Source organism: Paraburkholderia sp. BCC1886 (genome assembly GCF_900996245.1).
Taxonomy (GTDB): Bacteria; Pseudomonadota; Gammaproteobacteria; order Burkholderiales; family Burkholderiaceae; genus Paraburkholderia.
This window is the reverse complement of record NZ_CAAJGK010000083.1, coordinates 1-610: the sequence shown is the minus strand read 5'-3', so window position 1 is coordinate 610 and position 610 is coordinate 1. Positions and strand designations below refer to the sequence as shown.

General features: G+C 68.9%; 2 protein-coding genes. Both read right to left on the bottom strand.

All coding sequences use genetic code 11. The annotated features are described in order from the left end of the window. On the bottom strand, positions 1 to 481 hold a 481-nt coding region (locus FQ746_RS26680; protein WP_144112793.1), incomplete at its 3' end, for a YSC84-related protein. Between the two features lie 64 nt (positions 482 to 545). Next, positions 546 to 610: glycine zipper domain-containing protein (locus FQ746_RS35640; RefSeq protein WP_409932435.1), on the bottom strand; the 65-nt coding region annotated here is incomplete at its 5' end.

The following is a 610-nucleotide window of genomic DNA, read 5'->3' as shown; positions in this document are numbered from 1 at the left end:
CGACCGCGCCGTTCGCGCCGATCTTCACGACCGCCACCGAGGCGTCGGCGCCGGCCGACCAGCCGTCCGTGCTGCGGAACTTGTCGAGCGCCTCCTGCGTCATGAACAGGAAGATCACCGCCTTCGACTGCGCGCCCGCCTGCAGGCCGACCGACAGCGACGAGGTGTTGTAGTAGCCCACCGTGCTGCCGCCCACGCGCAGCGCGCCGTTGCCCGACTGGGCGCCGAGGATGAAGCCGGCTTGCAGCACGCTCGGGAACACCAGCACGCCGCGCGATTTCGCGACCAGCTCACGCGAGCCCGGCACCGTCGTGTACAGGCGCGAGAGCGTCGCGTCGACGCTCGAATTGATGGCCTGGCGCTTCGACGCATTGGCCGCGGCGCTTTGCGGTTCGTTCGGCGGGGTGGTGGTGCAGCCGGCCAGGGCGAGACCACCGATCACGACGGCGGCGGCGGCTTTCATCACAAGTGCTTGACGCATGGTTTGTTCTCCCTCGTTGAAGGTTGGATTTTTACGTGTTGGCCAAAGGGGGCGGTGTGCCGAATCAACGGCGCGCGAGCAGCAGGCCCGCGACGAAGGCGAGACCGGCGACCACGCCGGCGGTCTGCC